Below are 21,728 nucleotides of genomic sequence, written 5' to 3' on the forward strand. Positions count from 1 at the left end.
TTGCGAAGATCTGGCGGCCGGCTATCCTGCCGGCCCCGCAACGCGAACCCACCGTTCATGGCCTTGCACCGCGACATCTTCTGGGTCGGCCGACAATGGGCGGTGACGGGGGCGGGCATCCAGGCCGTCGATCAGCGCCTGCGCGGCGTGCTCGACATCGAGATCGCGCGGCTCTGGGACGAGGATCTCGTGCAGAGCCGGCGGGCCAAGCCCGGTGTGAATGCTGCCGACTTCGACAACGCGCTGACGGTGGCGCGCGAACGCTTTCCGCAGACGCCGGAGCCGGATGCGTTCGTTGCGCAGTTGGAGGCGCTCGGCGTGATCGAGGCGCCGATCGTCAGTCCGGCGGTACCCGCGATGAGTCTGCGTGCCGAGGGGCGGCTGGCGCGCTTCCTGCCGCAATGGCGCATCCGCCGGTAGGACGTGGCCGGGAACCTCCGATCAGCCGGTTTGCCTGATCGGCCGGAGCCGGATAAGACCGCTCAGACCCCGTTTTTTTGGAATCGACCCTTCGCATGCGCATTCTCTGTACCAATGACGACGGCATCCACGCCCCCGGCCTCAAGGTCGTGGAGGAGATCGCGCGCGCATTGTCCGACGACGTCTGGGTGGTGGCGCCCGAGCTCGACCAGTCCGGCGTGTCGCATTCGCTGTCGCTGAACGATCCCTTGCGCCTGCGCGAAGTCGGTCCGCGGCACTTTGCCGTGCGCGGCACGCCGACCGACTGCGTCATCATGGGCGCGCGCCATATCCTCGGGGCTAAGCTGCCCGACGTCGTGCTGTCCGGGGTCAACAAGGGCCGCAACGTCGCCGAGGATGTGGTCTATTCCGGCACCATCGCCGGCGCGCTGGAAGGCACCATCCTGGGCTTGCCCTCATTCGCGCTGTCGCAGGAGTTCAGCGTCGAGACCCGCGAGCGCCCGCCGTGGGACACCGCCCGCAAGTTCGGGCCCGACATCCTGCGCAAGGTGATTGCCGCGGGCATTCCGAAGGACACCGTCATCAACGTCAACTTCCCGTCCTGCGCGCCCGAGGATGTGCTGGGCATCCGCGTCACGCGCCAGGGCAAGCGCAATCTCGGTTTCCTCAGGATCGACGAGCGCCAGGACGGCCGCGGCAATCCCTATTTCTGGATCGGCTTCGAGCGCGCCGCGATGATGGACACCCCGGCGGACGGCACCGATCTGGCTGCGCTTCGCGAGCGCTACGTCTCGGTCACGCCGCTCAGGCTCGACCGTACCAACGAAGCGTTTTCGGAAGAGCTCAGCGCGACGCTGAAATAGCGGCTAGCCGCCGCGAAGTGCGGCTTCGATGGTCTTGCCGAGTGCGTCGAGCTGAAACGGCTTTTGAAGCGCCGGCCGGTCGCGGTACTGCTCGGGCAGGCCGGAGGAGCCGTAACCGGTGGCGAAGATGAACGGGCAGCCTTTCGCCTTGATCACATCGGCGACCGGCGAGATCACCTTGCCGTTGACGTTGACGTCGAGAATGGCGATGTCGAACTCGGTCGCCTGGGCGAGCCGCATGGCCTCGGTGATGTCGCCGGCCTCAGCTGCGACCTTGTAGCCGAGCTCTTCGAGCATGTCCGCGACCATCATCCTGATCATCACCTCGTCCTCGACGAGAAATACAGAGCGGCCGGAAAGCCCTGTCGCGGTCATAATTGAGTCCCTTGCCCATTGCCAAAAACGTTCGCAGATAACACGAATTGACGCAATGCGCGTTTCGACGAACGGATACCTGAAAATGGTCATCGCGGCTCGCCCGTGGGAAGCCAATTTGTGGTCAAATGCTCCAGGCGAAGGTTATCATGGGTTCCTGAGCAGGAACACGATTCTTGCGCCCGGGTTTAACGTCCACTGGCCCCGGCAAGACAGCACAAGCAGGCAATGACCTCCCATCAGCATCCGCCGGAAAAGATGATGTTTCAGCTCACGCTGAGGCGTCGGGGCATCAGCGATCAGGCGGTGCTGCGAACCATGGAGGAGGTGCCGCGCGAGCTTTTCGTCGACGAGGCCGATCGCGACGGGGCCTATCGTGACAGCGCGCTGCCGATCGCCTGCGGGCAGACCATCAGCCAGCCCTTCGTCGTGGCCTACATGACCGAGCAGCTCCAGCTCCAGAAGCGGCACCGCGTGCTCGAGATCGGGGCAGGTTCCGGCTATCAGGCTGCCGTGCTGTCGCGGCTCGCCGGCCAGGTCCTGACAGTCGAGCGCTACCGCAAGCTTGCCGACACGGCACGCGCCAGGCTCGAAAAGCTCGATTGTCACAATGTCGAGGTGATGCTCGGCGACGGGCTCAATCTGCCGCCTAATATCGGTCCGTTCGACCGCATCATCGTCACCGCCGCGGTCGAGCAGCTTCCGGACAATTTGGTCGAGCGGCTCGAGGTCGGCGGCATCCTGATCGCGCCGGTCGGCCCGCATCAGGGTGTGCAGACGCTGGTCCGCCTGACCCGCACCGAAGCCGGGATCGAGCGCAAGGAACTCGTCGAGGTCCGCTTCGTGCCGGCACTGCCCGGGGTGGCGCGGGAGCTGTAGATTTCCGGATCGGCTGCGCCGCCAACATCTTATTGGGAGGGTTAAGCCGTTATTTACTCGGCGCGTGTTTACTTAAAACACCAGTTCTGTTGCGTACGAGTGAGTAACCATGTCCGTCGTCGCCGAGTTGCTTTACTCGCGCCGCGTACCGCAGGTCGCGGTGCTGGCGCTGATCTCCTTCAGTTTCGCAGGATGCAGCGCCGACATGTCGTCGCGGCTGTCCCAGTCGAACTTCTCCAACCCCTTCTCCTCTGACCAGACCGGTTCGGTGCAGCAGGCCCCGCCGCCGCAGCAGCGCGAGCTGCCGCAATATTCGCGGCCGCAGACGCAGCCCGGCTATTATCAGTCTCAGCCCTTGCCGCCGCCGGCGGTGTCCTCACCGCAATCCTATCCCGTCACGGGTGGTGGTGGCGTGTCCGGAGGCGGGCGCGGCGTCAGCTCCTACGCGCCCCCGACGCAGCCGCATCTTGAGACCACGGCCACCGTGCCGCCGCGTTCCGTTGCCGCGGCTCAGCCGGCCGGAGGCACCAAGATCATCGTCGGCACCAGCGATACGCTCGACGTCCTCGCCAAGCGTTATCGTGTCACGCCGCAGGCGATCCTTGCCGCCAACGGCTACAAGGGGCCGCGTTCGCTCTCGCCCGGCCAGCAGCTGATCATCCCGCATCCGGCCACGGCCGCTGCACCTGCGCCCGCGTTGGCTCCCGTCGCTGCGGCTCCTGCGATGGCGCCTGCAGCCAAGCCGGTTGCGGCCATTGCGGCGCCGCCGAGCACCCACTTCGTCAACCACGGCGACACGCTCGCCAGCATTGCCCGCAAGAACCATATTACGTCGGCCGAGCTCGCCCGTGCCAACGGCCTCGATCCGTCGGCCAAGCTCAAGCTCGGCACCAGGTTGACCGTGCCCGGTGCCAAGACCGCTGCCCTCGCGGCGCCGGTTGCGGCGGCTCCTGTCGGGGCTGCTCCGGTCGTCGGCACGCTCCAGCCGGTTGCTGCCGCTCCCGCGCCCGCCACCAAGATGGCGGCTGTCGCCGCGCCGGTGCAGAGCGCTCGCCTGGCCCAGGCCACGACCAACGTCGAAGAGAAGCCCGCCGAGACCCCGGCGAAAGCTGCGGAGACCACCAGCGCGCTGCCGACCTTCCGCTGGCCGGTGCGCGGCAAGGTGGTCACGAGCTACGGCGCCAAGACCAATGGCAAGTCCAATGACGGCATCAATCTCGCGGTGCCCGAGGGGACGCCGGTGAAGGCGGCGGAAGACGGCGTCGTCGCCTATTCCGGCAACGAGCTGAAGGGTTACGGCAATCTTGTCCTGGTTCGGCACTCCAACGGCTACGTCACCGCATATGCCCATGCGAGTGAGCTGATGGTGAAGCGCGGCGATACCATCAAGCGCGGTCAGGTCATTGCCAAGTCGGGTCAATCCGGGGAGGTGGCGTCGCCGCAGCTCCACTTCGAGATCCGCAAAGGATCGAGCCCGGTTGACCCGCTTCAGTTCCTGAACGGGGCGTGAGGCGCCGCCAGCCCCTCACCACACGAACGGTGTCATCGCCCGCGAAAGCGGGCGATCCAGTATTCAAGAGATAGTTGTGGTTGAGCCGATAGGCTGCGGCGAACTGGATTCCCCGCTCCAGTGCGCAATTGCGCACAAGGCGGGGAATGACAGTTGTGAGTGGGGTGAAAGCCAGCCTTACTTCGCCGACAGCTTCACGCCCAGTCGGCCCGCCAGCTCCTGCACGAACTGCCAGGCGACGCGGCCCGAGCGGGAGCCGCGGGTGGTCGACCATTCCAGCGCCTCGCGCTCCAGCGCCTCATCGTCGACCTTAACGCCGAAATGGCTGCAATAGCCGCGCACCATGGCGAGGTATTCGTCCTGGCTGCAGCGGTGGAAGCCGAGCCACAGGCCGAAGCGATCCGACAGCGAGACCTTCTCTTCGACCGCTTCGCCGGGATTGATCGCGGTCGAGCGCTCGTTCTCGATCATGTCGCGCGCCAGCAGATGGCGGCGGTTGGAGGTGGCGTAGAGGATGACGTTCTCGGGCCGGCCCTCGATGCCGCCTTCGAGCACGGCCTTCAGCGATTTGTAGGACGCGTCGTTGCCGTCGAAGGAGAGGTCGTCGATGAACACGATGAAGTGGAAGCTGGCGTCCCGGAGCTTCTCCATCAGCATCGGCAGCGTTTCGATGTCCTCGCGGTGGATCTCGATCAGCTTCAGCCTGTCCGCCGGCTTTCGCTCCGCGTTGATGCTGGCATGCGCCGCCTTGACCAGCGACGACTTGCCCATGCCGCGCGCGCCCCAGAGCAGCGCGTTGTTGGCGGGCAGGCCGTTGGCGAAGCGCTCGGTGTTCTCAATCAGGATGTCGCGCATGCGGTCGACGCCCTTGAGCAGGAACAGCTCGACGCGGCTGACCCGCGGCACGGCGGCGAGGCGGCCGTCGGGGTGCCAGACATAGGCATCGGCCTGCTTGAACGACTCGCGTTCGAGGGCCGGCTTGCCCTGGGCGGAGAGGTGCGCCGCAATGGTCTCCAGCGCGCGGACCATGCGCTCCTGGGAGAGGTTTGGGGCCGCCTCGAGGGCTGCCTTGACGGCCCCCTTGGGGCGTTTTGCCGCGACGGGGGCGGGCTTGCGGGCAGGGGTGCGGGGGCCTTTGCCGGCCGGGCTTTTGCTAAGGTTTTTGGGCATGTCCGAAGTTCCTGAGAACGCAGCCTTATCGGGCCTGACGGCGCGCTGCAAGGTGGGTCAAAAGGGCAGTCTGGCAGCGTTGCAATTGGGGCAATGGCCGCTATAGTCCGCGCGAATTTGACCGAACCGGTCGCCTTTGAGGGCCTGACCGGCTTTCCCCCGTTCTCACGAGGATCGTCCGAATGCTGATTACCCCTGCGTATGCCCAGGCCGCGGGCGCCGGCGACACCAACAGCATGTTGATGTCGCTGCTGCCGTTCGCCCTGATCTTCGTGATCATGTACTTCCTGATTCTGCGTCCGCAGCAGAAGAAGGTCCGTGACCACGCCGACCTTGTGAAGAATATCCGCCGCGGCGACACCGTGGTGACCTCGGGCGGCCTTGTCGGCAAGGTCACCAAGGTCGTCGACGACGATCAGATCGAGTTCGAGATTTCCGACGGCGTACGCGTGCGGCAGATGCGCCAGATGATCTCGGGCGTGCGCGCCAAGGGCGAGCCGGCCAAGGAAAGCAAGGAAGCCGCCAAGGACGACGCCGCCTCGAAGTGAGCGCGTCCGCGAGCATCTCAAGTCTCCTGATCTGACAGGTCCAGTCGATGTTGTATTTCACGCGGTGGAAGGCGCTCGGGATCATCCTGACGGCGCTGATCGTGTGCCTCTGCGCGGTCCCGAACTTCTTCCCCGAGTCGCAGGTCAAGACCTGGCCGGCCTGGGCGCAGCGCCGGCTCGTGCTCGGCCTCGACCTCCAGGGCGGCTCCTACCTGCTGCTCGAGGTCGATTCCAACTACGTGAAGAAGGAACGGCTCGACCAGATCCGCGACGACGTTCGCCGCACGCTGCGCGATGCCAAGATCGGCTTCACCGGCGGCGTGACCGTGCGCAACGACGCGGTCGAGGTTCGCATCACCAAGGAATCAGACGCTCAGGCTGCGCTCGCCAAGCTGCGCGAACTGTCTCAGCCGCTGGGCGGCCTGATGGGATCCAGCGGTCAGCGCGACCTCGAGGTGACCGATGCCGGCGGCGGGGTGATCCGCCTGAGCGTCCCGCAGGCTGCGATCCTCGATCGCCTGCGCAAGACCATCGAGCAGTCGATCCAGATCGTCGAACGCCGCGTCAACGAGCTCGGCACCGTCGAGCCCGTGATCCAGCGCCAGGGCAATGACCGCATCCTGGTGCAGGTCCCCGGCCTTCAGGACCCGACCCGCCTGAAGGAGCTGCTGGGCAGGACCGCGAAGATGGAATTCCGGATGGTCGATACCTCCGTGCCGCCGGATCAGGCGCAAGCGGGCAGATTGCCGCCGGAATCCGAACTGCTGATGAGCGCCTCGCCGCCGCCCACGCCCTATGTGGTCAAGAAGCAGGTGCTGGTCGCGGGTGGCGATTTGACCGACGCTCAGGCGAGCTTCGACCAGCGCACGGGCGAGCCGGTCGTCAGTTTCAAGTTCAACACCTCGGGTGCGCGCAAGTTCTCGCAGGCCACGCAGGAGAACGTTGGGCTGCCGTTCGCGATCGTTCTGGACAACAAGGTGATCTCGGCGCCCGTGATCCGCGAGCCCATCACCGGCGGCCAGGGCCAGATCTCCGGCAGCTTCACCGTGCAGTCGGCCAACGATCTGGCGATCCTGCTGCGCGCCGGCGCGCTGCCGGCGCCGCTGACGGTGGTCGAGGAGCGCACCGTCGGTCCGGGCCTCGGCCAGGACTCGATCGAGAAGGGCGAGCTCGCGGCCTATGTCGGCTCGATCCTCGTCATCATCTTCATGCTGCTGACCTACCGGCTGTTCGGGGTGTTCGCCAACATCGCCGTGGCCATCAACGTCGCCATGATCTTCGGCCTGTTGTCGCTGCTCAACGCAACGCTGACGCTGCCCGGCATCGCCGGCATCGTGCTCACCGTCGGTATCGCCGTGGACTCCAACGTGCTGATCTACGAGCGCATCCGTGAGGAGCTGCGCGGCGGCCGCAACGCGATCTCGGCGATCGACGCCGGCTTCAAGCGGGCGCTCGCGACCATCCTCGATTCCAACATCACCACCTTCATTGCCGCCGCGGTGCTGTTCTACATCGGCACCGGCCCGGTGCGCGGCTTCGCCGTGACGCTCGGTATCGGCATCATCACCACGGTGTTCACCGCCTTCACCATGACCCGGCTGATCGTGGCCTGGTGGGTGCGGTGGAAGCGGCCGCAGAGCGTGCCGATCTAGGAGCCTGATCGTGACTCACACCGTTCTCATCGGGCTCGGCGTCCTCATCGCCATTCTCACTGTGGTCGCAGCCCTCGGCCTGTTGCCGTCGTTGCGGATCGTCCCGGACAACACGCATTTCGACTTCACGCGTTTCCGCCGGATCAGCTTCCCGATTTCGGCGGTGCTGTCGATCGTAGCGATTACGCTGTTCTTCACCCATGGGCTAAATCTGGGCATCGACTTCAAGGGCGGCACGCTGCTCGAGGTCAAGGCAAAGTCCGGCACCGCTGACATCGCGGCGATGCGCACCAAGCTCGACGCGCTGGGACTGGGCGAAGTCCAGTTGCAGGAGTTCGGCGGCCCTGAGAACGTCCTGATCCGCGTTGCGGAACAGCCGGGCGGCGACGCCGCCCAGCAGGCTGCGCTGCAAAAGCTTCGTGGCGCGCTCGGCGACAGCGTCGACATTCAGCGTACCGAGGTGCTTGGCCCGCGCGTCGCCGGCGAGCTGCTCGCCTACGGCATGCTCGGCCTGATGCTCGCGATCATCTCGATCCTGATCTATCTGTGGTTCCGGTTCGAATGGCAGTTCGCGCTTGGCGCCATGATCGCCAACGTGCACGACATCGTGCTCACGATCGGCTTCATGTCGATCAGCCAGGTCGATTTCGACCTGACCAGCATCGCCGCGCTGCTGACCATTCTGGGCTATTCGCTCAACGACACCGTCGTCATCTACGACCGCATCCGTGAAATGCTGCGTCGCTACAAGAAGATGCCGATGCCGCAGCTGCTCAACGAGTCCATCAACTCGACGCTGTCGCGCTCGATCATCACCCACTTCACGGTGACGCTGGCGCTGTTGGCGCTGCTCCTGTTCGGCGGTCACGCCATCCACAGCTTCACCGCGGTGATGATGTTCGGCGTTGTGCTGGTCGGCACCTATACCTCGATCTTCATCGCGGCGCCGATCCTGATCTATCTCGGCGTCGGCGAGCATCGCGAGGATGCGCCCGATACGGCTACGCCGGCGAAGAAAAGCAAGGCATGATCCGAACCGCATGCCCTCGCAGGCGTTTGCGAGGGCAGTAAGCCCATTCGGACGAAGCTCATGGCCGGCGATCCCAACGCACCGCATTTCCCGCGCTCGGCGCCGATCGAGGCCTATGGCAAGGGCGGCTTCGCCTTCGCAGGCATGTCGCATCGGGGCTCGCTGTTGTGCCTGCCCGACGCGATCTGGGCCTGGGACGTGACGGATCCCGCGAGGATCGACCGCTATTCGCTGGACCGGGTCTTCACGGCCGCCAACAGCATCGACACCCTGCTGATCGGTACCGGAACCGGGGTCTGGCTGCCGCCGCCGGCGCTGCGGCAGGCGCTCAAGGCGGTGAGGGTGGTGCTGGACACGATGCAGACCGGTCCCGCCGTGCGCACCTACAACATCATGATCGGCGAACGGCGGCGGGTTGCCGCTGCGCTGATCGCGGTGCCATGAACAGCACATGAGCAGCGCCGCGCCGCCGCCAGATTCCGCCACTTTCTGCGCCGATCTCGTGCGCAGCCATGACTTTCCGCGCTATGCCGCGACGCTGTTTGCGCCCGCCTCCGAGCGCCGCGCGCTGCTGGCGCTCTATGCCTTCAATGTCGAGATCGTCCGCGTCCGCGACCAGGTGAGCCAGCCCTTGCCCGGCGAAATCCGCTTTCAATGGTGGACCGACATGCTCTCAGGCCATGTCCATGGCAGCGCCGAGGGCAATCCGGTCGCGGCGGAGCTGCTGCGCGCGATCCGTGAGTTCGACTTGCCGGTCGAGCCGCTGTCGCTGCTCGTCGACGAGCACCAGTTCGACCTCTACAACGATCCGATGCCGACCATGGCGGCGCTGGAGGGCTATCTGGCCGCGACCTCGTCGGCGTTATTTGGTCTGGCGGCGCAGGTCCTGGGGCCGCCGTCGGGGGCGGCCGAACATCTCGCCCGTCATGCGGGATTGGCGCAGGGCATCGTGCAAATCATCGCGAACCTGCCGCGCGATGCGTCGCGCCGGCAGCTATTCCTGCCGCAACAGGTGCTGGCGAGCCATGGCTGCCAGATGGAGGACGTGTTCGCTGGCAAGGAGACGGCGAGCCTCCGCGCCGTACTGGAGCAGCTTGCTGGCGAGGCGCAGCAGCATTTGACCACGGCCTTGTCGCTGCTGGCGGACGTTCCGGTGCAGGCGCGTCCGGCGTTTCTGCCGCTGAGCCAGGTCAGGGCCGATCTCAAGCGCCTGTCGCAGCCCGGCCGCAATCCGTTCGCGCCGCAGCCGACGTCGCGGCTGCGTACGCTCTGGACATTGTGGCGGGCTTCACGTTCCCGGGAATTTACCAAATAGCGGCTGGCTTATCGCCTCGAGCCGCCGGATGCTCTATGCTGTCCCATGGCTGAGTTGTCCCAAACCACATCGTCCGACCTCGGCGGCTTTCCGGTCGCTCCTGACGACATTCAAGCTGCCGCCGAGACGATCAGGGGCGCCGTCGTCGAGACGCCCTGCAGCTACAGCCGCACGCTGAGCAGCATCTGCGGCTGCGAGATCTGGCTCAAATTCGAGAACCTCCAGTTCACCTCCTCGTTCAAGGAGCGAGGTGCGCTCAACCGCCTCACCGCGCTAACGCCGGAGGAGCGCGCGCGGGGCGTGATCGCGATGTCGGCTGGCAACCACGCGCAGGGCGTGGCCTATCACGCCAAACGACTCGGCATTCCCGCCACCATCGTCATGCCGGTCGGCACGCCCATGGTGAAGGTCGAGAACACCAGGCATCACGGCGCGGAGGTGGTCGTCACGGGCGCGACGCTGGAGGAGGCGGCCGCGTTCGCGCGCAGCCACGGCGAAGCCAGAGGCATGATCTTCGTCCACCCCTACGACGATCCGCTGGTGATCGCGGGGCAGGGCACGGTCGGGCTGGAGATGATGAGGGCCGTGCCGGAGCTCGACACGCTGGTCGTGCCGATCGGCGGCGGCGGCCTGATCAGCGGCATCGGCATCGCGGCGAAATCGATCAAGCCGTCGCTGCGAATCCTGGGCGTCGAGGCCTGGCTCTATCCCTCGATGTACAACGCCATCCATGCCGGCAATCTGCCGGCGCGGGGCGATACGCTGGCCGAAGGCATCGCGGTGAAATCGCCCGGCAAGATCACCACCGAGATCGTCCGCCGCCTCGTCGACGACATCGCGCTCGTCAACGAAGCCGAGCTCGAGCGCGCGGTCGCGACCCTGATCTCGATCGAGAAGACGGTCGTCGAGGGCGCCGGCGCCGCCGGTCTTGCCGCGCTGATGTCCGATCCGACCCGCTTTGCCGGCCAGAAGGTCGGTCTCGTCCTGAGCGGCGGCAATATCGACACGCGGCTGATCGCATCCGTCCTCACCCGCGAGCTGGCGCGCGAGGGGCGTTTGACCCAGCTCTCGCTCGACATTCCTGACAGACCCGGGCAATTGGCCGCCGTCGCGGCCCTCCTGGCCGAAGCCGGCGCCAACATCATCGAGGTTTCGCACCAGCGGACCTTCTCCGACCTGCCGGCCAAGGCCACGCTCCTGCAACTCGTCATCGAGACCCGCGACAGCGCCCATCTCGACGAGGTGATGGCGAAGCTCAGTGCATCCGGACTGAGCGCGCGCTGCACGTAGGGCACGTTGAGACGCCAAGCCGGCTGGGCGCTACTCCGGAAGGCCTGCGATGCGGAGGGCATCGCCGAGGGAGGAAGCGAGCGCTGGCGCGCAGTTGACGCCCTGAAATTGACGGCCATAGCGGAACGTCGGGTGCAGCTCCAGCACCCGCGTGGCCGCCGCCTTCGCCTCCTGCAATCGTCCAAGCTTTGCCAGCGCCGCGGCCAATTGCACATGGGTGATGCTGTGGCGAGGATTGGCCTGAACCGAGCGGTAAGCGGCGCGACACGCTTCCTCATATCGGCCGCGATGGAAGTGCCCAAGAGCCTGGGCGTCGAACGCGGCGAAAGCCCAGGAATCGAACGGACTGAGCCGCAGGCCTTGTTCGCTCCATTCGATAGCGCGGTCGGCATCTCCGCCCCAGCCGAGCATGACGCTGCCGAGGATGTAGGTCAGCGCCGATGATGGGCTGATGGCGAGCGCGGCCTCGAACGCGATGAACGCTGCGGAGCGATCGTGCCCGTCCATGCCGATCGAAAAGCCCGCGAGCGTGAGAGCAAGCGCATCATCCTGGCCGTGAGCGATGGCCGAGCGCGCGTGGCGGATCGAGGCCTGGCGATTGGCCTCCTGCAAACCGGCTCGAAGAAACAGGCAGTGATGGCACATCGCTGCATTGCCGTGCGCAAGCGCGTACGCAGGCTCGAGCGCGATCGCACGTTCGAGCAGCACGAGCGCCTGGGTGACCTGGGCCGGCATGCCGGAATCGACGTCCGGCTGGGCGCGCAGGACGAGATCATAGGCATCCAGGCTGTCCGGCCGCTTGCGCCTGACCCTATTGATCTCGGCGCGCCGCAGGCTGGGCGCGATCGCACCGACGGTCAACGATGCGATGTCGTCCTGGAGGGCGAAGACGTCTTCGGACCGGCGGTCAAATCGCTCGGCCCAGACGTGCATGCCAGTCGACGCATCGATCAACTGGCCGGTGATGCGGACCAGCGTGCCGGTCTTGCGGACACTGCCTTCCAACACGTAGCGTACGCCAAGTTCGCGGCCGACCTGCTTCACGTCCACCGCGCGGCCCTTGTAGGCGAATGTAGAATTCCGCGCGATCACGAACAGCCAGTTGATGCGCGAGAGGCCGGTGATGATGTCGTCGACCATCCCGTCGGCAAAATAGTCCTGCGCCGCATCGCCGCTCAAGTTCGTGAAAGGCAACACTGCGATCGACGGCCTGTCGGGCAATGACAGCAACGGCGCTTGCGGTGTTGCTCGTGCGGGACCCGGATCGGACTTCGTCACGGTCGGGCCGACATAGCGATAGCCGCGGCGCGGCAGCGTTTCGATCCAACGCGCCTCGCCGGAGATGTCCGCCAGCGTGCGCCGCACCGCCGCGATCTGGACGGTCAGGTTGCTGTCCTCGACGGCCTGGGCGGGCCAGGCCGCCTCGATCAAGGCATCCTTTGAAACCGGCACACCAGCCTGCCGGACGAGGAGCGCCAGGAGCAATACTGCGCGCTGGCCGAGAGCGGTCGGCTCAGCACCGTGGAACAGGATCCCCGCATCGCCATCGAGGCGAAAGGGACCAAATTCAAGGATCGTGGCCATCATCGAAGAAGGCCACATTTCGCAGCTTTTTTGCAACGTTTTCCGAACGGCTTTGCGACTTTCCGGCTGGACTGGACCACCATCGCGCGAGCCGTGAGGAACGCTGCAACAAGCGATGGAGGTGTACATGACCGCGAAACACGTCATCCGCAGGCCCGGCGAGACCGAGGGGGTCACGCTGCGCGGCCAACCAATGGCCTTCCTGGTGACGGGCGAAGACACTGGGCATACGAGCATGTTCGATTGGACAATTCCGGCAGGATTCGCCACCGGCCGGCACGTTCATCGTGTTCAGGAAGAGACCTTCTACATGCTCGACGGCGAGTGTGAATGGTTCGTCGGGGATGAGATTGTCCGGGCGACCCCAGGGACCTTCCTCTTCATTCCTCCCGGTGTTCCCCACAACATCACCAACGCGAGCGAGAAGCCCGCGCGCGTGCTCATGACCGTATCCCCGCCGGGACACGAGCATTACTTCGAGGAGCTGGCGAAGCTGACGGCAAGTGGTCCCCCGGATGCAAAAGCCATCAGCGAGCTACGCGGCCGCTTCGATACCGACCAGCTCTCGGCGCTGACGACGAGAGCTTGAAGCCCAGACGGCGCGAGGCTGGACCGACTTCAAGGTCGGCCCGGCCGCGCCGGCCTTTTTGCTACCGTGTCGCCAGATCCGCCAGATGAGCGATCAGCCGATCGATCTCGGCTTCCGTGTTGTAGTAATGCGGCGATGCCCGCACGACATGCGGCAAGGCGCGAAGTTCGGCATCGATACGCGTGCTCGACGGATCTGAAGCGCCGATGGTGATGCCTGCTGTAGCGGCGCTGGCGACAACGGCGTCCGCCTCGTGCCCGTCCAGCGTGAAGCTGACGATGGCACCCGGCGCGCGTCCGAGGTCGCGAATGGTGATGCCGGGAAGGGCGGCAAGGCCGCCGCGAAGACGGCCGGCAAGCATGCGGCAGCGTTGTTCGATCGGAGCGATGCCGATCTCCAGGGCGTAATCGACGGCGGCGCCGAGGCCCAGCCGGGCCGCGTAATTGTTCTCCCAGGTCTCGAAGCGGCGTGCATCGTCGCGAAGCCGATATTCATCGCGCGAGACCCAGGGCGCGGCGAAGTGATCGATCATCGGCGGCTCTAGTCGTTGCAGCAGCGCCTGGCGGACGTAAAGGAAGCCGGTGCCGCGCGGGCCGCGCAGGAACTTTCGACCCGTGGCCGACAGCATGTCGCAGCCGATGGCCTCGACGTCCACCGTCATCTGGCCGACCGCCTGGCAGGCGTCGAGCAGATAGGGAATGCCGTGCGCTCGCGCGATCTTGCCGACAGCTGCCGCCGGATTGACCAGCCCGCCATTGGTCGGGACCCAGGTGATCGCGATGAGCTTTACGCGCTCATCGATCATCCGTTCGAGCGCGTTTACGTCGAGCTCGCCGCTCGCATCGCTGGGCACCACGTCGATGACCGCGCCGGTTCGTTTGGCGACCTGGAGAAAGGCGACATAGTTGGCGGCGTATTCCGCTTCGGCGGTCAGGATTCGGTCGCCCTTGCGAAACGGAAGCGAATAGAACGCCATCTGCCAGGCGACCGTCGCATTCTCCACCAGCGCGATCTCATCGGGCGCGGCATTCAAGAGACGCGCCACCGAGCCGTAGACCGCGTTGAGCCGGTCGGCCTCGCGATCGGCGGCAGCGTAGCCCCCGATCTCGGTCTCCAGATCGATGTGTCCCTTCATCGCCGCTACGACCGGCGCCGGCATCAGGCCAGCGCCTGCGTTGTGGAGATATGCGAGCCGGGAGGCGGCGGGTGTGTCGGCGCGAATTCGGGCGATGTCGATCAAGTCAGAAGCCTCTGCCATCGGGTTCCCTCAGCTAGACACAATGACGCAACGAGCAAGATCGGGCAAACTGGAGCATCCGGATCCCGATGCCTATGCTGATTGAAAGCAAAATTTGATGGGGAATTGAAAGGACGCACATGGCGAAGAACACGATTTGCCTCTGGTACGACAGGGATGCCGAGGCGGCTGCCCGCTTCTATGCCGAGACGTTCCCCGACAGCGCCGTGAGCGCCGTCCACCGCGCGCCCAGCGATTACCCGTCCGGAAAGGCGGGGGATGTGCTCACCGTCGAATTCACCGTCGCCGGCGTTGCCTGTCTCGGCCTCAACGGTGGTCCGATTTTCACGCACAACGAATCGTTTTCGTTCCAGATCGCAACCGATGACCAGGAGGAGACGGACCGCTATTGGAACGCCATCGTCGGCAATGGCGGACAGGAGAGTGCGTGCGGCTGGTGCAAGGACAGATGGGGCGTCTCCTGGCAGATCACCCCGCGCGTGCTGACCGAGGCGCTGGCGGCCGGCGGCGCTGAAGCCAAGCGTGCCTTCGATGCGATGATGGGGATGAGGAAAATCGACGTCGCTGCGATCGAGGCGGCACGACGCGGCTGACGTTGGCTTGCCTCAGATACAGAGGCTGAGCAGCTTGATGTGACAGCTGCTGGGCTTGGGCTTGCTCGCGGGTGCGGCCTCGCGTTTCACGGCGACGAGGGGCTCCTTGTCCTTCTTCTTGCCCTTGCCCTTCGGCTCGTAATCGCCCGCGATCACCATGGCCCAATAGGTGCGCTTGCCGCTGGCATTCCTGGCGCTGGCGATGCCGACGCGGGAGGCGTTGTGCAGCAACAGGTTCTTGCGGTGCCCGGACGAGTCGATCCACTGTCCCAGGGTCTTCTCGAAATTGTCGTAGCCGTAGGCGATGTTCTCGGCGGCGCGGCCGGCGCCGGCGGGCGCGACACGGCGATTGAAGGGGCCGACCGCGTCGTGACTGAGGTCGTCCTTCGCCGCCATCGCGCGGGCCTGGTCCATGGCGATGCGGTCGAGGGTGGAATCGCGGACGACGCGAACCTCACCGTGCTTGAGGCGGAAGCTGGAGATCAGCTCGGCCGGGGTCTCGGCCATTGCGGGCGCGGCCGCCAGCAGCAGAAGGCCGGCAATCAGGCCGCCAACCACGCGATGCATCATCGTCCCCCGAGTGCCCATGACCCCGCCGAGCCTGACTTGTCCGACCGCTTCTCTATCGCCAATGTGGACGCTTCAAGGCGAGACTGCCCGTCAGTTCGCTGGCAGGTTCGCCTCGAAATTGAAGCGGTCGCGCAGGTTTTTTCGCTGTTCCAGGATGTCCTTGAGGAAAGCGCGGTCCTGGTCGTTCTTCATCATCGGCTCGATCAAATCGAGCTGGTTCATGGCGACCAGTTGCAGGATCTCGGTTCGCGGCTTGCCGCTGGCGTCGCGCGGTAGCGCGTGAACCACCTGGATGTGCTCCGGCGGTTTCGGCCCCTTGGCGGCCGAAAGCTCATTCCGCAACTGGCCCTCGAGCGTGGCCTGATCGGCTTCGACGAAGGCATAGAGCCCGACGCCGGAGCGGCGGTCCGCGAAAGCCACGATGGCGGTGTCGCGCACGGCCGGGTTCTTGCGGATCAGCTCGGTCAGCACCGGCGCATCATTGACCAGCCTGCGGCCGCCGCCCTCGCGGTCGGTGAAGTTGAACAAGCCGCGCGTGATCGCGCGATAGACTTTCTTGCCGGTGACAAGCCACAGGCTGGCGGCGAATGACTTCTTCGCAAGGATCTTTCGCTCGCGCGGCGTCAGCGCCTCAGGTGCGTAGGAGCGCTTGTGCTTGAGCAGATGCCGGAGGTCTTCATAGGCGAGGATGCGATAGAGCCGGCCGCGCCGTGCAAAGCAGGCGGCGAGCTGGAAGTCGGTGACATAGGCGAGGCCGTCGCGGCCGACCAGCCAGTTCTGTTCCTTGGCAAGATCGTTGTGGCAAATACCGGCGCGGCGCAGCCGGCGCAGGGCCACCTTGGCCGAACGGAAATAGGCGAGGTCGCCATGCGGCTTGGCCAGATGCAAGGCGACGCCGTCGACGAAGCCGCGCACCAGCGCGCGGCGTCCGGCCCACAGCAGCTCCGGTCCAACGTTGAGGCCTTTGGCGAGCGCCAGCGCGTGCTTCTCGCGAGCGAACAGATGGCGCGCCAGCAGGAATGACCACCACGGCACCTCGTCGAGCCGGCGCAGCACGGCATCGACTTCGCCGCTCTCGCCGCGGAAGCGCCCGCGCTCGACGGTCGAGAACACGTCGCGCTTGAGCAGCACGCCCTCGGTCCAGCGCGCCGAGAGCGTCGCGGCGTCGTCTTTGGGGAGGCTCATCTTGAACTCACGCGGCTGCGGCAATGCGCAAATGATCGGCGATCCAGCGATCGAGATCGGCGAGTGCCAGTGCGCTCATCGCCTGCTTCTTGGCCACCGTCTTCTCGTTGCCGCGCAGGCGCGTGCCGTCGGGCTTTTTTGTCGGCGCGGTCGCAAGCGGTGGGAATAGACCGAAATTGATGTTCATCGGCTGGAACGAGCGTGTGCCGGGCTCGATGGTCTCGATATGGCCGCCGGTGATGTGGCCGAGCAGCGATCCGAGCGCGGTCGTGCCGGGCGGGCTGACAAGCGTCTCGCCGCGCGCGTCCGCGGCTGCATAGAGACCGGCGATCAGGCCGACGCTGGCCGATTCCACATAGCCCTCGCAACCCGTCATCTGGCCGGCAAAGCGCAGACGCGGCTGTGCGCGCAGGCGCAGCTGACTGTCGAGAAGCTTTGGCGAGTTCAGGAAGGTGTTGCGATGCAGGCCGCCGAGGCGGGCGAACTCCGCCTTCTCCAGCCCGGGAATAGTGCGGAAGATGCGCTGCTGCTCGCCGTATTTCAGTTTCGTCTGGAATCCGACGATGTTGTAGAGCGTGCCGAGCTTGTTGTCCTGGCGCAGCTGCACGATCGCGTAGGCTTTCGTCGTGGGATCGTGCGGATTGGTGAGACCGACCGGTTTCATCGGGCCGTGGCGCAAGGTCTCGGGGCCGCGCTCCGCCATCACTTCGATCGGCAGGCAGCCGTCGAAATAGGGCGTGTTGGTCTCCCACTCCTTGAACTCGGTCTTTTCGCCAGCGATGAGCGCGGCGACGAAGCCGTCATACTGCTCCTTGGTCATCGGGCAGTTGATGTAGTCCGCGCCGGTGCCGCCGGGGCCGACCTTGTCGTAGCGCGACTGAAACCAGGCCACCGACATGTCGATGGATTCGCGGTGCACGATCGGCGCGATTGCGTCGAAGAAAGCGAGCGCGTTCTCGTCGGTCAACTCGCGGATGGCATGGGCGAGCGGTGCGGAGGTGAGGGGGCCGGTGGCAACGATGACGTTGCTCCAGTCGGCCGGCGGCAGGCCTGCAACCTCGCCACGGGCGATCTGAATCAGGGGATGGTCGTTCAGCGCCTTGGTGACGGCCGCGGAGAAGCCGTCGCGGTCGACGGCGAGCGCGCCGCCGGCGGGCACCTGGTTGGCGTCGGCTGCGCGCATGACCAGCGAATCGAGCCGGCGCATCTCGGCATGCAGCAGGCCGACGGCGTTGTTGGCGGCGTCGTCCGAGCGGAACGAATTGGAGCAGACGAGCTCGGCGAGCCCGTCGGTGCGGTGCGCTTCGGTCATGCGGGTCGGCCGCATCTCGTGCAGCACCACGGGCACGCCGGCCTTGGCCACCTGCCAGGCGGCTTCAGAGCCGGCAAGGCCGGCGCCGATCACGTGCACGATGTTGGATTGAGGTCCTGTCATGGGGCGGACAGGTAGCGCTTTTCGGCGTGGAGTGGAATCGCCGAGATCGAGTTTTCTGCCGCTAGATACGACAACGCCCGCACGAGGCGGGCGCTATCGGTCCGTTCCGGTGGAAGGGCTGAAACGATATCAGCCCTGATACTGACCGGCGGCAACGCGCGGGATGTCCGAGCGATCGAGGCCGATATCGGCCAGTTCGCGATCGCTGAGCTGGGACAGCTCGGCAACATTGCGCTGATAGTCCCGGAAGGCCTGGATCATGCGGATGAGCGAGAGCAGCATTGGTAGTCTCCTGTAGTTCGATTCAACCCTTGCCCGGGCTGCATCGTTGAAATGAATATAGGTGAGAGTGGTGCAGTGCGAAAGTTCCGATGTTGCGATGCAGCTAAGCGAGTAACGCATACCGCGAGTAAGGGAGGCTTAACCTCTCGCCAGTCCCGCCCAAGGCTTGAACTGTATGGACCGAATCTGACGACAAACTTCCGTGAAATCACGGGTTTAAGGGCTGTCGACTGATCTCGATCATAGCCGAAATAGGTTGCGTGCCTGTCACCAGCAAGTCGGGTCGTCAGCTTCTACACCCAAGTCGGGCATGCGCGATTCGCATGAGACGAAAATCGTTATTTTGAATATAGATTCATTATTTGTGGGATGGACTTTAGGCGCGAAAGGGTCCCACAGGCTTTTTCGCGGCAGGATGCGTCGGAACGGCCCATTCGCACCCACGATAGCGCAGCGCACACACGCCGAGCGTGTGACGATGATTACCGGGATGTAATGAAAATCAGAAATTTCGCATGCGGCTCTGCGTGATGCGCAACATCACGCAATTCTCGCGGGGAATTTATTGCGGCAAGTTGCCGCGTCCGGGGGAAAGTCATGTTGCAGAGGCCGGCAATGTCGCGGGTCCTGTCTCAAGAACAACAGAAGGAAGTAACATCATGACGAAGTTACTCGGGGTTATCGCAATTGCCGCCGTCGCGTTCGCCGTCGCGCCGGCCCAGGCCGCCAAGTACGCCACGGGCGGTTGCAGCTCCGCCAACCTGGAGAAGACGGAGACCGCGATCGAGAACATGGCCGACGGCGACAGCAAGTTCGTCGCGCAGAAGGAGATCGCGGCTGCCCAGGATTCGCTGCTCAACGGCAAAATGAGTGCGTGCGGCGCGCATCTGAACAAGGCGATGCACGCCACCATGGCCAAGTGAACGGGTAGGCAAACGCACGAGAGAGGGCCGGTCGTCAGACGATCGGCCCTACGCGTTTGTTGATGGGTCTTTAAGGGGCGCGCGCCAGCTGGGTGGCGAAATAGGCGACGGTCTTGGAATAGACCTCGCTCTTGTTCCACTGCTGCAGCACCGCGAAATTCGGACTGCCCGGCTGCCAATCCTTGCCCTTCTGCCAGCCATAGCCGGCAAGATAATTGGCGGTGGAGGCGAGCACGTCGGGCGCGTTGTGCAGGAGGTCGCGCTTGCCGTTGCCGTCGAAATCGACGGCGTATTTCATCCAGGACGACGGCATGAACTGGGTCTGGCCGAGCTCGCCGGCCCAGGCGCCCTTCATCTCGGCTGGCACGAGATCGCCGCGCTGGACGATGCGCAGTGCGTCGAGCAGCTCGGCGCGAAACTGCTCGGCGCGCCGGCAGTCATAGGCCAGTGTGGCGAGCGACCGGATCGTGGCGAACTTGCCGGTGTTGACGCCGAAATCGGTCTCCAGGCCCCAGATCGCGACCAGAACCTCGCCGGGGACGCCATAGGTTTGTTCGATGCGCGACAGCACCGAGCCGTACTGCTTCATCCTGTTGGAGCCGCGTTCCAGGCGCGGCGGCACCATGCGGCCGGAAAATTCCTCGAAGGTCTGGGCGAAGACCTTTTGCGAGCGGTCGCGGTTGAGCACGCTCTGATCCAGCGTTACGCCGGCAAGACCAGATGCGATGGCCTGCTGTGAGATCCCCTTGGCCGCAGCGTCGGTCTTGAAGTCCGCAAGCCAGGCATCGAAATTGCCCGAGCCGCAGGCAACCGCGGCGAACGCTGGCTGGGCGGACAGGATTGACGCGGAGAGGGCGAAGGCTGCGAGAGCGAGACGAGAAATCGTCGAGGTCATTCGAGGTAACGAATTCCGTGAAGCGATCTGACCGGGGCGCTCAATCTCGATCGGAACCGCGGCCAAAGCAAGGCGTGCGACAGGCCGCGATCCTGCCCGAACCAGGGCAGGATCGCATGTCACGATATCGTCAGGCGCCCGTCCTGTTACGCCAGGGGAAGAGGTTGGCCGGGAAGTCGGCAGCCGGCTTGCGCGGACGATGCGGCGGGGGCGGCACCGGACGTGCACCGGGCTCCGAGACGATCACCTTGCGGTAGAGATGCCAGGTGGCATGGCCGAGCAGGGGGATCACCACGGCAAGGCCGAGGAACGCCGGGATGGTGCCGAGCGCGAGCAGGACCGCGACGATCACGCCCCAGGCCGCCATCGGCACCGGGTTCCTCGCGATCACGCGCAGCGAGGTGCTCATCGCCTCGAACGCGCCGGCATGGCGATCCAGCATCAAGGGGAACGACACGACGCTGATGCAGAGCGCGGCGAGCGCGAACAGGAAACCGACGCCGCAGCCAACCACGATCAGCCACCAGCCCTGCTGCGTCGTCAGCACGCGCGTCATGAAATCCGAGATTCCGGTGACTCCCTCATAGCCGAACGCTGCGACATAGATCGCCTGCGCGGTCGCAACCCAGGTCACGAACAGCGCGAGCAGCAACGTACCGAGGCCGAGCATCGCTCCGAACGAGGGCGAACGCAGCACCTCCATCGCATCCCAGGCGCTTGCTTCCTCATAGCGTTCGCGCCGGCTGGAAAGCTCGTAGAGACCGAGCGCTGCGAAGGGGCCGATCAGCGCGAAGCCGGCGGCGAGCGGAAACAGCAGTGGCAGCACCGAATAGCCCATCACCACGCGGGCGAGCACGAGGCCGAGCACCGGGTAGATCACGCAGAGGAGGATGGCGTGGCTCGGCACCGCCTTGAAATCTTCCCAGCCGCGCCTGAGCGCATCGTGCAGATCAGACAGCTGGATGGTTCGGATCACCGGTCCAGCCGCATCAGTGGGCTGGGCCATCGTGGGGACATTGCCCTGGTAGAGTGTAGCCATGGTCGCTAGCTCCCTTGCCGAGCGGCCGAATTCGGCGCCGGCAAACGGCGCAAGCGGCCGCCATTCTCTGAAGTCCCGCAATTCCGACCAGACGCGAATTCCGGACGACATCGCGAGCTGAGCTGGAAGCGTACGCCCATTTCCGAGTCCTGTCCTCACGCTTGGGTGAAATTCGATGCCGCATCGCAACCTCGACGATGTCATTCGGCCGTCATTTCGCCGCAGATAAGCTGATGCTGGTGGTGGTTCGCAGAACTTCGCGGGCGCCACGCAGTAACTTGGTCTATAAGTGCCACTCAAGGCCCTTCCAACGGATCCTTTTC

The 21,728-nt window shown here is 65.2% G+C and carries 23 protein-coding genes; 13 read left to right on the forward strand and 10 right to left on the reverse strand.

Features of this window, described 5'->3' with window-relative positions:
• The first annotated feature begins 57 nt into the window (after window positions 1-57).
• Together BM190_RS19345 and surE are read left to right on the forward strand one after the other, a co-directional pair.
• On the forward strand, window positions 58-420 hold the full coding sequence (locus BM190_RS19345; RefSeq protein ID WP_092257836.1) for a hypothetical protein: 363 nt from the start codon (window positions 58-60) through the stop codon (window positions 418-420).
• 95 nt (window positions 421-515) lie between these two features.
• Window positions 516-1,283 carry a 5'/3'-nucleotidase SurE gene (gene surE, locus BM190_RS19350; protein ID WP_018317879.1) on the forward strand — a complete coding sequence of 256 codons (768 nt, stop codon included), beginning with the start codon at window positions 516-518 and terminating at the stop codon, window positions 1,281-1,283.
• A gap of 3 nt (window positions 1,284-1,286) precedes the next feature.
• Here surE and BM190_RS19355 read toward each other — a convergent pair whose 3' ends face one another.
• The gene (locus BM190_RS19355; RefSeq protein WP_008547195.1) at window positions 1,287-1,658 is read right to left on the reverse strand and encodes a response regulator; all 372 of its coding nucleotides are present in this window, start codon (window positions 1,656-1,658) and stop codon (window positions 1,287-1,289) included.
• Between the two features lie 228 nt (window positions 1,659-1,886).
• Here BM190_RS19355 and BM190_RS19360 point away from each other — a divergent pair, with 228 nt between their 5' ends.
• Together BM190_RS19360 and BM190_RS19365 are read left to right on the forward strand one after the other, a co-directional pair.
• Entirely contained in the window at window positions 1,887-2,537 is a 651-nt protein-coding gene (locus tag BM190_RS19360) for a protein-L-isoaspartate(D-aspartate) O-methyltransferase (protein ID WP_018317880.1), read from the forward strand.
• A gap of 109 nt (window positions 2,538-2,646) precedes the next feature.
• Window positions 2,647-4,047: a LysM peptidoglycan-binding domain-containing M23 family metallopeptidase gene (locus tag BM190_RS19365; protein ID WP_092257839.1), complete on the forward strand. Its 1,401-nt coding sequence runs from the start codon at window positions 2,647-2,649 to the stop codon at window positions 4,045-4,047.
• Window positions 4,048-4,224: 177 nt separating this feature from the next.
• Here BM190_RS19365 and BM190_RS19370 read toward each other — a convergent pair whose 3' ends face one another.
• Entirely contained in the window at window positions 4,225-5,217 is a 993-nt protein-coding gene (locus BM190_RS19370) for an ATP-binding protein (RefSeq protein WP_092258585.1), read from the reverse strand.
• Window positions 5,218-5,399: 182 nt separating this feature from the next.
• On the opposite strand from BM190_RS19370, the gene yajC reads away from it, so the two are divergent.
• Genes yajC through BM190_RS19400 form a run of 6 tightly spaced genes read left to right on the forward strand, consistent with a single transcriptional unit; the run spans window position 5,400 to window position 11,052 of the window.
• Window positions 5,400-5,765, forward strand: coding sequence for a preprotein translocase subunit YajC (gene yajC / locus BM190_RS19375; protein WP_092257842.1), 366 nt, complete (start codon window positions 5,400-5,402; stop codon window positions 5,763-5,765).
• A gap of 47 nt (window positions 5,766-5,812) precedes the next feature.
• Window positions 5,813-7,417, forward strand: a complete 1,605-nt coding sequence (gene secD / locus BM190_RS19380; RefSeq protein ID WP_092257844.1) for a protein translocase subunit SecD — start codon at window positions 5,813-5,815, stop codon at window positions 7,415-7,417.
• Between the two features lie 10 nt (window positions 7,418-7,427).
• Entirely contained in the window at window positions 7,428-8,447 is a 1,020-nt protein-coding gene (secF, locus tag BM190_RS19385) for a protein translocase subunit SecF (protein ID WP_018317884.1), read from the forward strand.
• Between the two features lie 60 nt (window positions 8,448-8,507).
• Entirely contained in the window at window positions 8,508-8,891 is a 384-nt protein-coding gene (locus tag BM190_RS19390; RefSeq protein ID WP_018317885.1) for an Mth938-like domain-containing protein, read from the forward strand.
• A gap of 7 nt (window positions 8,892-8,898) precedes the next feature.
• Window positions 8,899-9,762 carry a phytoene/squalene synthase family protein gene (locus BM190_RS19395; RefSeq protein WP_092257847.1) on the forward strand — a complete coding sequence of 288 codons (864 nt, stop codon included), beginning with the start codon at window positions 8,899-8,901 and terminating at the stop codon, window positions 9,760-9,762.
• Window positions 9,763-9,807: 45 nt separating this feature from the next.
• On the forward strand, window positions 9,808-11,052 hold the full coding sequence (locus tag BM190_RS19400) for a threonine ammonia-lyase (RefSeq protein WP_092257850.1): 1,245 nt from the start codon (window positions 9,808-9,810) through the stop codon (window positions 11,050-11,052).
• Window positions 11,053-11,082: 30 nt separating this feature from the next.
• Here BM190_RS19400 and BM190_RS19405 read toward each other — a convergent pair whose 3' ends face one another.
• Window positions 11,083-12,636, reverse strand: a complete 1,554-nt coding sequence (locus BM190_RS19405; RefSeq protein WP_177237198.1) for a winged helix-turn-helix domain-containing protein — start codon at window positions 12,634-12,636, stop codon at window positions 11,083-11,085.
• Window positions 12,637-12,763: 127 nt separating this feature from the next.
• Here BM190_RS19405 and BM190_RS19410 point away from each other — a divergent pair, with 127 nt between their 5' ends.
• Entirely contained in the window at window positions 12,764-13,225 is a 462-nt protein-coding gene (locus BM190_RS19410; RefSeq protein WP_092258588.1) for a cupin domain-containing protein, read from the forward strand.
• 61 nt (window positions 13,226-13,286) lie between these two features.
• Here BM190_RS19410 and BM190_RS19415 read toward each other — a convergent pair whose 3' ends face one another.
• A complete protein-coding gene (locus tag BM190_RS19415; RefSeq protein WP_244550678.1) occupies window positions 13,287-14,483 on the reverse strand; it encodes an aminotransferase class V-fold PLP-dependent enzyme in 1,197 nt (398 codons plus the stop codon).
• 119 nt (window positions 14,484-14,602) lie between these two features.
• Here BM190_RS19415 and BM190_RS19420 point away from each other — a divergent pair, with 119 nt between their 5' ends.
• Entirely contained in the window at window positions 14,603-15,076 is a 474-nt protein-coding gene (locus BM190_RS19420; protein ID WP_018317891.1) for a VOC family protein, read from the forward strand.
• A gap of 12 nt (window positions 15,077-15,088) precedes the next feature.
• Here the strand turns inward: BM190_RS19420 and BM190_RS19425 are convergent, their stop codons facing one another.
• The 4 genes from BM190_RS19425 to BM190_RS19440 form a co-directional block, all read right to left on the reverse strand.
• Window positions 15,089-15,643: a CAP domain-containing protein gene (locus tag BM190_RS19425; RefSeq protein ID WP_177237163.1), complete on the reverse strand. Its 555-nt coding sequence runs from the start codon at window positions 15,641-15,643 to the stop codon at window positions 15,089-15,091.
• Between the two features lie 93 nt (window positions 15,644-15,736).
• Window positions 15,737-16,831, reverse strand: coding sequence for a serine/threonine protein kinase (locus BM190_RS19430; protein WP_092258593.1), 1,095 nt, complete (start codon window positions 16,829-16,831; stop codon window positions 15,737-15,739).
• A 7-nt stretch (window positions 16,832-16,838) separates the two neighbouring features.
• Window positions 16,839-18,266 carry a methylenetetrahydrofolate--tRNA-(uracil(54)-C(5))-methyltransferase (FADH(2)-oxidizing) TrmFO gene (gene trmFO, locus BM190_RS19435; protein ID WP_092257859.1) on the reverse strand — a complete coding sequence of 476 codons (1,428 nt, stop codon included), beginning with the start codon at window positions 18,264-18,266 and terminating at the stop codon, window positions 16,839-16,841.
• A gap of 129 nt (window positions 18,267-18,395) precedes the next feature.
• Window positions 18,396-18,548 (reverse strand): DUF1127 domain-containing protein, encoded by a 153-nt coding sequence (locus BM190_RS19440; RefSeq protein ID WP_007590701.1) that lies wholly within the window; start codon window positions 18,546-18,548, stop codon window positions 18,396-18,398.
• Window positions 18,549-19,207: 659 nt separating this feature from the next.
• Between BM190_RS19440 and BM190_RS19445 the strand changes: the two genes are divergently transcribed.
• Entirely contained in the window at window positions 19,208-19,471 is a 264-nt protein-coding gene (locus BM190_RS19445; RefSeq protein ID WP_092258596.1) for a hypothetical protein, read from the forward strand.
• 70 nt (window positions 19,472-19,541) lie between these two features.
• Here BM190_RS19445 and BM190_RS19450 read toward each other — a convergent pair whose 3' ends face one another.
• Together BM190_RS19450 and BM190_RS19455 are read right to left on the reverse strand one after the other, a co-directional pair.
• The gene (locus BM190_RS19450; RefSeq protein WP_018317895.1) at window positions 19,542-20,366 is read right to left on the reverse strand and encodes a lytic murein transglycosylase; all 825 of its coding nucleotides are present in this window, start codon (window positions 20,364-20,366) and stop codon (window positions 19,542-19,544) included.
• A gap of 130 nt (window positions 20,367-20,496) precedes the next feature.
• Window positions 20,497-21,405, reverse strand: a complete 909-nt coding sequence (locus tag BM190_RS19455; RefSeq protein ID WP_092257862.1) for a DUF2189 domain-containing protein — start codon at window positions 21,403-21,405, stop codon at window positions 20,497-20,499.
• Window positions 21,406-21,728 lie beyond the last annotated feature (323 nt).

This window comes from Bradyrhizobium sp. Rc3b, from assembly GCF_900114915.1.
Taxonomy (GTDB): Bacteria; Pseudomonadota; Alphaproteobacteria; order Rhizobiales; family Xanthobacteraceae; genus Bradyrhizobium.

Bases quoted from the DNA above. Each gene is read 5' to 3' on its own strand.
- BM190_RS19345 (WP_092257836.1), top strand. From the start codon at position 58: ATGGCCTTGCACCGCGACATCTTCTGGGTCGGCCGACAATGGGCGGTG.
- surE (WP_018317879.1), top strand. From the start codon at position 516: ATGCGCATTCTCTGTACCAATGACGACGGCATCCACGCCCCCGGCCTC.
- BM190_RS19355 (WP_008547195.1), bottom strand. From the start codon at position 1,658: ATGACCGCGACAGGGCTTTCCGGCCGCTCTGTATTTCTCGTCGAGGAC.
- BM190_RS19360 (WP_018317880.1), top strand. From the start codon at position 1,887: ATGACCTCCCATCAGCATCCGCCGGAAAAGATGATGTTTCAGCTCACG.
- BM190_RS19365 (WP_092257839.1), top strand. From the start codon at position 2,647: ATGTCCGTCGTCGCCGAGTTGCTTTACTCGCGCCGCGTACCGCAGGTC.
- BM190_RS19370 (WP_092258585.1), bottom strand. From the start codon at position 5,217: ATGCCCAAAAACCTTAGCAAAAGCCCGGCCGGCAAAGGCCCCCGCACC.
- yajC (WP_092257842.1), top strand. From the start codon at position 5,400: ATGCTGATTACCCCTGCGTATGCCCAGGCCGCGGGCGCCGGCGACACC.
- secD (WP_092257844.1), top strand. From the start codon at position 5,813: ATGTTGTATTTCACGCGGTGGAAGGCGCTCGGGATCATCCTGACGGCG.
- BM190_RS19390 (WP_018317885.1), top strand. From the start codon at position 8,508: ATGGCCGGCGATCCCAACGCACCGCATTTCCCGCGCTCGGCGCCGATC.
- BM190_RS19395 (WP_092257847.1), top strand. From the start codon at position 8,899: ATGAGCAGCGCCGCGCCGCCGCCAGATTCCGCCACTTTCTGCGCCGAT.
- BM190_RS19400 (WP_092257850.1), top strand. From the start codon at position 9,808: ATGGCTGAGTTGTCCCAAACCACATCGTCCGACCTCGGCGGCTTTCCG.
- BM190_RS19405 (WP_177237198.1), bottom strand. From the start codon at position 12,636: ATGGCCACGATCCTTGAATTTGGTCCCTTTCGCCTCGATGGCGATGCG.
- BM190_RS19410 (WP_092258588.1), top strand. From the start codon at position 12,764: ATGACCGCGAAACACGTCATCCGCAGGCCCGGCGAGACCGAGGGGGTC.
- BM190_RS19415 (WP_244550678.1), bottom strand. From the start codon at position 14,483: ATGGCAGAGGCTTCTGACTTGATCGACATCGCCCGAATTCGCGCCGAC.
- BM190_RS19420 (WP_018317891.1), top strand. From the start codon at position 14,603: ATGGCGAAGAACACGATTTGCCTCTGGTACGACAGGGATGCCGAGGCG.
- BM190_RS19425 (WP_177237163.1), bottom strand. From the start codon at position 15,643: ATGCATCGCGTGGTTGGCGGCCTGATTGCCGGCCTTCTGCTGCTGGCG.
- BM190_RS19430 (WP_092258593.1), bottom strand. From the start codon at position 16,831: ATGAGCCTCCCCAAAGACGACGCCGCGACGCTCTCGGCGCGCTGGACC.
- trmFO (WP_092257859.1), bottom strand. From the start codon at position 18,266: ATGACAGGACCTCAATCCAACATCGTGCACGTGATCGGCGCCGGCCTT.
- BM190_RS19440 (WP_007590701.1), bottom strand. From the start codon at position 18,548: ATGCTGCTCTCGCTCATCCGCATGATCCAGGCCTTCCGGGACTATCAG.
- BM190_RS19445 (WP_092258596.1), top strand. From the start codon at position 19,208: ATGACGAAGTTACTCGGGGTTATCGCAATTGCCGCCGTCGCGTTCGCC.
- BM190_RS19450 (WP_018317895.1), bottom strand. From the start codon at position 20,366: ATGACCTCGACGATTTCTCGTCTCGCTCTCGCAGCCTTCGCCCTCTCC.
- BM190_RS19455 (WP_092257862.1), bottom strand. From the start codon at position 21,405: ATGGCTACACTCTACCAGGGCAATGTCCCCACGATGGCCCAGCCCACT.